Source organism: Methanosphaera sp., assembly GCF_016282985.1.
Lineage (GTDB): Archaea > Methanobacteriota > Methanobacteria > Methanobacteriales > Methanobacteriaceae > Methanosphaera.
The window spans coordinates 1-6,247 of sequence record NZ_JAEELZ010000068.1 but is presented as its reverse complement, the minus strand read 5'-3'; the positions used below and the strand labels follow the sequence as shown (position 1 = coordinate 6,247).

Genomic DNA, 6,247 nt, shown 5'->3' with positions numbered 1-6,247 from the left:
AGGAATAATAGTTTTTTTAATAGTAGAATGTTTTTATAGTCTTTTTATTTAACTCAATTTGACTAGAAGTAGGATATTTATATGGCTATAATTTTAGGATAACCTAAACTTCTTAGTCAATTAAATGTTGTACTTCAGAGTATATAAATGTTTAGGTATACCTAAAAAATAATTATTTTTTAAATCGCTTTAAATATTCTTTAACATGGTATCATAACTTAAAATAATTATTAGAAATTTTAAAAATTTATTTAGTTAAATAAAAGTATAATGTGGCTTTATTAAAAATATTTAATCTGATATAAATGAATGTCTATACATCAAAGATTTTCTCTTAAAAATAATCTTGAAAAAAAAATGTCTAATCAAAATATTTAACATTAATAAATATAAATATACCAACTAGGAGATAAATCATGACAACTATAAGAAATATGAAATTATTGGAAGAACTAAGTTTAACACCAGCAATATCCGGTTTTGAAAATGATATAAGGGAAATAATATCCAGAGAACTAGAAAGTTGTGTCGATGAAATTGAAACAGATGATATGGGAAATTTAATTTCTACAAAAAAAGGTGAAGAAGGTGCTCCAACAGTAATGCTAGCTTCCCACATGGATGAAATAGGTTTAATGGTTAAATACATTGATGATGACGGTTTTATTAAGTTTATTAAAATCGGTGGAATTAACGATCAAATGCTTATTAACCAGGCAGTACTCATTCACTCAAAAAACGGAATCGTTCCTGGAGTAATAGGTTCAAAACCTCCACACGTAACAAAGCCTGAAGAAAGAAATAAAGTTATTCAATACACTCAAATGTTCATAGACATTGGTGCAAATAATAAGGAAGAAGCAGAAGAAATGGTTTCTATTGGGGACATGATTACATTCAGAAGCTTTTTTGAAGAATATCCAAACGATAAGGTTATGGGAAAGGCTTTAGACAACAGGATTGGATGTTATGTTATGATGGAAATTATGAAAAGAGTTGACAGTCGAGCAACAATTTATGGTGTTGGAACAGTTCAGGAAGAAGTTGGACTTAAAGGAGCAAAAGTATCAAGTTACGCTTTAAACCCGGACTATGCATTCGCACTGGATACAACATTATCTGGAGATCATCCTGGAATAACAACAGAAGAAGCACCATGTAAGATGGGTGATGGTCCTGCAGTAATACTTGCCGACAGATCAGGTGATGGAGTAATCACACCTAAAGTTATGAAAGATATGATAATAAATGCTGCCAAACAGGAAGATATTAACATACAATTAGAAGTAAGTGATGGCGGAACAACTGATGGAACTGCTATACATTTAAACAGAGATGGTATAATTACCGGTGTAATAAGTGTACCTACAAGATATATTCATACTCCTGTCAGTGTAGCAAGTGCTGAAGACATAGAAAATACTATAGAATTAATGGTAGCAATATTAAACAATTTATAAACCCCTATTTATTCTTTTTTTAAATAAAAATTAATTTTTAATGTTACATTCATAACAAATAAATATTTTTTTTAGTTTGTAAGATTATTAAGATTACAAATTAATTATCTTTCAATGTCTTACTTTTAAACAAATAGTATTAATATTTCAAAAACATATATAAAGATAGAAAGTTTTTTTTGGGGGTTAAAACATAAGAATTAAAATTTATTCGTTACTGATAATAATTATGATGTTATTTGTTGGTTTAGGAAGTATAACAGCAGCAAATACAAATCTTTTAACAAATGAAGATAATGTATTCGTTGTAGGGTTTAATTCAGAATTTCCACCTTTTGGATATAAGGATGATGATGGAAATTACACCGGATTTGATATAGAATTAGCAAAGGAAGTTGCAAAAAGAAATAATTGGACATTTGTTCCAGAACCATTACCAAGTTGGGATACAAAGGATACAGAATTAAATTCTGAAATAGTCGAATGTATCTGGAGTGAATTGACAATAAATGGTCGAGAAAATGATTATACATGGTCTAAACCATACTTTAACAATTCACAAGTGGTTGTTGTAAAATCCGATTCAGGAATTAATTCTTTAAATGATTTAAAAGATAAAACTGTTGAAGTTCAGGAAGGACAGTCAGTACTTAATAATCTTGAAAGTGATAAAAAAGCAGTGGCAGATTCATTCAAATCATTAGTTAAAATTAAAGACTACAATACCGGATTTATGGATTTGGAGTCAGGAGCCTGTGATGCATTAATTGTGGATATGGGTTTAGCAAAATATCTATTGAAAGAAAAAGGTGCTTCCGGTCAATATAAAATATTGGATGAACCATTGGCATATGAAGTATATGGAATTGGTTTCAAGAAAGGTAATGAAGAGTTAAGGAATCAGGTTCAGGATACATTAGATGAAATGTTTGCAGATGGAACAGTAGATAAAATTGCTCAAAAATACAGTGATTATGGAATTACTGAGGGTTTATTAAGACCCTAATACTTTTTTTTATTAAATATATTTTTTTATAATTTGGCTTATTTTCTAAATTTACGGTAAATATGATATATCTGATATTTATTTGTAATAAAAAAAGATTAAAAAAAGGTTTATGTGGAAAAATTCCTCATAAAAGTTTATTATTAGTTGAAGTTTACGGTTTTTGTAAATAATGGTGTTTCACCAAAATTCTCAAATATTTGAAGTTCAACTTTAACAGGTTTGTAATTTGATTCCTTGTAATATGGAATATTTAACTGATATTTTTGATTTGCCTTAATATCGGTAAAAGTATTGGTATCATAGGTTTGATCTATTTGAGAACCGTCTTCACCATACCAAACACCTTTAATTTGAACATTTTGAATATCTTTTTGTGATGATAAAGTTCCCTGTACTCCTCCGGAGTAGTAACCATAGGAAACTTTTAAATCACTGCTTATATTACTTATGTCAATAGCATTGGCTTTTTCATGCAAGTCATTATTATAACTGGCATCACCAATAACTCCTGATAAAATGATTAATATTAGTGCAATTGCAGGTATAATCCAAAAAATCTTGTTTTTATCATTGTTTGTTGGAAAATTTGGATAACGTTGTCTAATCTCCGTTTCATTTCCATAAAAATTAACTTCATCAAATTTATCAGTTTTACTGCCTGATTTTTCACGTTCAACATAAGCAACTACTGCTGCAATTACGTAAAAAATAAATCCTGGAATACCCAGCATACTGGTACCTATCAGCACTCCCAGACCACAGATAATATAATGCACCATGGCTATTTTATAATCTTTTTCAAATAAGTAGATTCCCAATAATCCAAGAATACTTGCGACTAAAGTAATGGAACCATTCGTTGCTAAATCTGCACTTAAACCTGACCAGGAATATGCAACTAAAGAACCACCTAACCCAAATAAAAAAGCTAAAACTGCTATTATAGGATTGATTTTCATTATTACACCCCATATCCTCCATTATAATTTCAATAATTCTTTTTTCTTTTCTTCAAATTCTTCTTCAGTAATTATTCCTTCTTTCATAAGATTATAGAAATTACGTATCTCCTCAGAAACATTTATGTTAGATTCTTCTATGTTAGTTTCTGTTTCATTAGTTTCTTCTTCTTTTTTAGAAATGAATTTTGAAACGTAGTTATCTGATAAAGATTTATTTGAAGTATCAGTTTGTAATTTTGAATTACTGGTATATTGTCCATTTTCTTTAATTTGTTTTATATTATCATAAAAATTTTTAAATTCTAACTCGTCATCTGTACAGCTAATCTCAAACTGTTCATTTGATATCCCCATAAAAATTTTATCATTGGCTATGAAGTTTCCTTTAGAATAAATAAGATAATCCAATCCATCTAAAGATTTATCGATAACAGAATTAGATTCAATTGATTTTATTATCAATTTATTATCTGATAATTCTAATGAAGATTTTCCCATATCATTTACTTTGGCATTGCTTAATGATAATCCATTAGAATTACTCTTATTAATAGAATTTACTCTATTTTTAGATAAATCCATAATATCACCATAAAATAATTAATTCTTATATGTATGAATATATAATTTTGGAATAATTTATAATTATTGTTTAAGGAAAAATATATCAATAAATGAGTTAATGTTGAATTTTTAATTAAAAAAAAAGAGTTAAAGGAATTTAAAATATCTACTGTGTTCTGATATTTTCAGTTACAGTGAAGGTTAAATTTCTTTATTCCATGCTTGGACCATAAACTTTATCATTATCATAGGAACTACCTATAATTCTACCTTTTGAATCATATTGTCTGAAGTTTCCATCAGAGTATTCCACTTCCCTATAATAGCTTCCATCATCTACCTGGTAATTATATTTTACAGAATCACTTACTATGTCTGGTGAATCGGATTTACTTTTTGTTGTTGACTGTTTTTTAGTTGTAGTTTTTGTTGTCTGATTTTCAGTAGCGTTGGAATCATTTAAGGTAATATTTATAGTAGTATTATTAGTTGTATTATTTGTTTCAGTAGATTGTGTTCCAAATCCTACAAAGAGTAGTATTGCTATCAATGCAACAGCAACTACACCTAATATAATTAAGTTATTAGTTTTCATAAAATTTATTCCTCATAATTATTCTATTTTTTCAAAAATATATGTTTTAAAATTAATTAAATTATAAAAATAAAGAAGAATTTGGAGGTTAATATGATCTAATTACTCCATAACCATTTGTACCGTAGTAAGTACTGTATTTTGATTTGGAGTTTTGATTTTCCTGGTTACGTGCATAACTATTTGATACATCATCGGCCGCATCATAGATTGCATTGATTTCTTCATTTTTAAGATATTCATTTCTTCTTCTATCGAAATCCTGTAGGAAATCCTTCTGAGCAGAAGATAAATACTTGCTTTCTATATTGAAAGATTTAATCTCCGTACCGTTTGGTAAATTAGGACTAAACTTTGATAGATAATAGCCATGATCATAATCTCCATTAATGGATGTACCATTAACATGGAATGATTCCAAATCATCAAAGCCAAATCCATTGAATCCATATCTGTAAAAGTCGGTACTATTATTTGAATAATACATTAAACCAATCATGATATCGTCATCAAAACGAACATTCTGTTCATGATTACCGATAGCGTTACTTGTTACAGCCTCAAGTAAACCTTCGTCACCTTCATATACACTGCTGTTATGGTCACCTGCATAGACAAAAGTCCAATCTGTAGGTATAAATGTTGGTTCATGAGACTTGTCATGTAAAGTAAAGTTACCTAATGACTTTATAACATTATTATTGTCGTCACGCACTTCATGAACATAATACATTTGGGATTTATTATATATTTCTGTCTCAGTATTATTGTCAAAGACCAATCCGATTCCATCCGGATATTTGAATGTATAATTGGTTTTTTGGCCAAGAATATCTGTTGTTGCATGGTCAAGCATATACTTATTGCCTTCCTTATCTGTTAAGACAGTATAATTTAAGCCATAACATCCGTTCCAATTAGTAGTATTATGATCATAATAAACAAAAGTTATCTTGTAGTCATTTAACGTAGTATTTGTCATATTTATTATCGGTAAAGATTCATCTTCGTTAACAAGATTGTTATCATTGATGTCACCAGGACTGGAAGCATTGACTGCTAATACTCCACCAAAGATAACAATAATTATAATCAAAATGTAAAAACCAATACCTGCCGCTCCAAATGAACTATTTTTATCAGCTATTTTTACCACTCTCCTTCTAAATTTCGAATATACTGATAGAATTAAAGGTCTTCATTTCCTTGAAAAAAGATAAGTAAATTTGTATCATTTTACTCTTTAATTTTAATTATTATTATTCATTTCTTAATTATTTTTTTGAGAAAAATGTTCTTTATAAATAGGTAATGTTGATTACAAATAATATAATATAATTTTTAATTAAAATCTTGATTTAATAATGTTAAATAAGTTAAAATTTGATGAAATATATTTTTTTTAATTTTTATAATATGTAATTTGAAATTTAATGTTTTTGTGTTTTTATTATTTATATTTGGAGAAATAAATATATTTATAGTTAAAACTTTTTGATATTTTTCTTTTAAAAATGGCTCTGTAGAAAACCTTGCTTTGAGGGAAATATGAGTAATAACCCAAATATAGTTTTTTTACAGAGGGAAATATTTTATTTCAATATTTTCCTTTCTTCATCATAATACAATTCTCACTCATATTGAGTAATTGTATTTT

6 protein-coding genes are annotated in these 6,247 nt (G+C 27.8%); 2 read left to right on the top strand and 4 right to left on the bottom strand.

What is annotated here, in order from left to right:
- The first annotated feature begins 434 nt into the window (after nucleotides 1-434).
- Both QZZ11_RS04040 and QZZ11_RS04035 read left to right on the top strand, forming a co-directional pair.
- Nucleotides 435-1,460 (top strand): M42 family metallopeptidase, encoded by a 1,026-nt coding sequence (locus QZZ11_RS04040; protein ID WP_292473831.1) that lies wholly within the window; start codon nucleotides 435-437, stop codon nucleotides 1,458-1,460.
- A 229-nt stretch (nucleotides 1,461-1,689) separates the two neighbouring features.
- The gene (locus tag QZZ11_RS04035; protein ID WP_292473829.1) at nucleotides 1,690-2,466 is read left to right on the top strand and encodes an amino acid ABC transporter substrate-binding protein; all 777 of its coding nucleotides are present in this window, start codon (nucleotides 1,690-1,692) and stop codon (nucleotides 2,464-2,466) included.
- A gap of 143 nt (nucleotides 2,467-2,609) precedes the next feature.
- Here the strand turns inward: QZZ11_RS04035 and QZZ11_RS04030 are convergent, their stop codons facing one another.
- The 4 genes from QZZ11_RS04030 to QZZ11_RS04015 all read right to left on the bottom strand — a co-directional run bounded on the left by QZZ11_RS04030 (nucleotide 2,610) and on the right by QZZ11_RS04015 (nucleotide 5,746).
- A complete protein-coding gene (locus QZZ11_RS04030; RefSeq protein ID WP_292473827.1) occupies nucleotides 2,610-3,428 on the bottom strand; it encodes an FxLYD domain-containing protein in 819 nt (272 codons plus the stop codon).
- A 21-nt stretch (nucleotides 3,429-3,449) separates the two neighbouring features.
- A complete protein-coding gene (locus QZZ11_RS04025; protein ID WP_292473826.1) occupies nucleotides 3,450-4,013 on the bottom strand; it encodes a hypothetical protein in 564 nt (187 codons plus the stop codon).
- Nucleotides 4,014-4,206: 193 nt separating this feature from the next.
- The gene (locus QZZ11_RS04020) at nucleotides 4,207-4,590 is read right to left on the bottom strand and encodes a flagellar protein, FliL (RefSeq protein ID WP_292473824.1); all 384 of its coding nucleotides are present in this window, start codon (nucleotides 4,588-4,590) and stop codon (nucleotides 4,207-4,209) included.
- A gap of 88 nt (nucleotides 4,591-4,678) precedes the next feature.
- Entirely contained in the window at nucleotides 4,679-5,746 is a 1,068-nt protein-coding gene (locus QZZ11_RS04015) for a hypothetical protein (protein WP_292473823.1), read from the bottom strand.
- Between the last annotated feature and the right edge of the window lie 501 nt (nucleotides 5,747-6,247).

Coding starts and splice junctions, on each gene's coding strand:
- QZZ11_RS04025 (WP_292473826.1), bottom strand. CDS start 4,013: ATGGATTTATCTAAAAATAGAGTAAATTCTATTAATAAGAGTAATTCT.
- QZZ11_RS04035 (WP_292473829.1), top strand. CDS start 1,690: ATGATGTTATTTGTTGGTTTAGGAAGTATAACAGCAGCAAATACAAAT.
- QZZ11_RS04030 (WP_292473827.1), bottom strand. CDS start 3,428: ATGAAAATCAATCCTATAATAGCAGTTTTAGCTTTTTTATTTGGGTTA.
- QZZ11_RS04040 (WP_292473831.1), top strand. CDS start 435: ATGAAATTATTGGAAGAACTAAGTTTAACACCAGCAATATCCGGTTTT.
- QZZ11_RS04020 (WP_292473824.1), bottom strand. CDS start 4,590: ATGAAAACTAATAACTTAATTATATTAGGTGTAGTTGCTGTTGCATTG.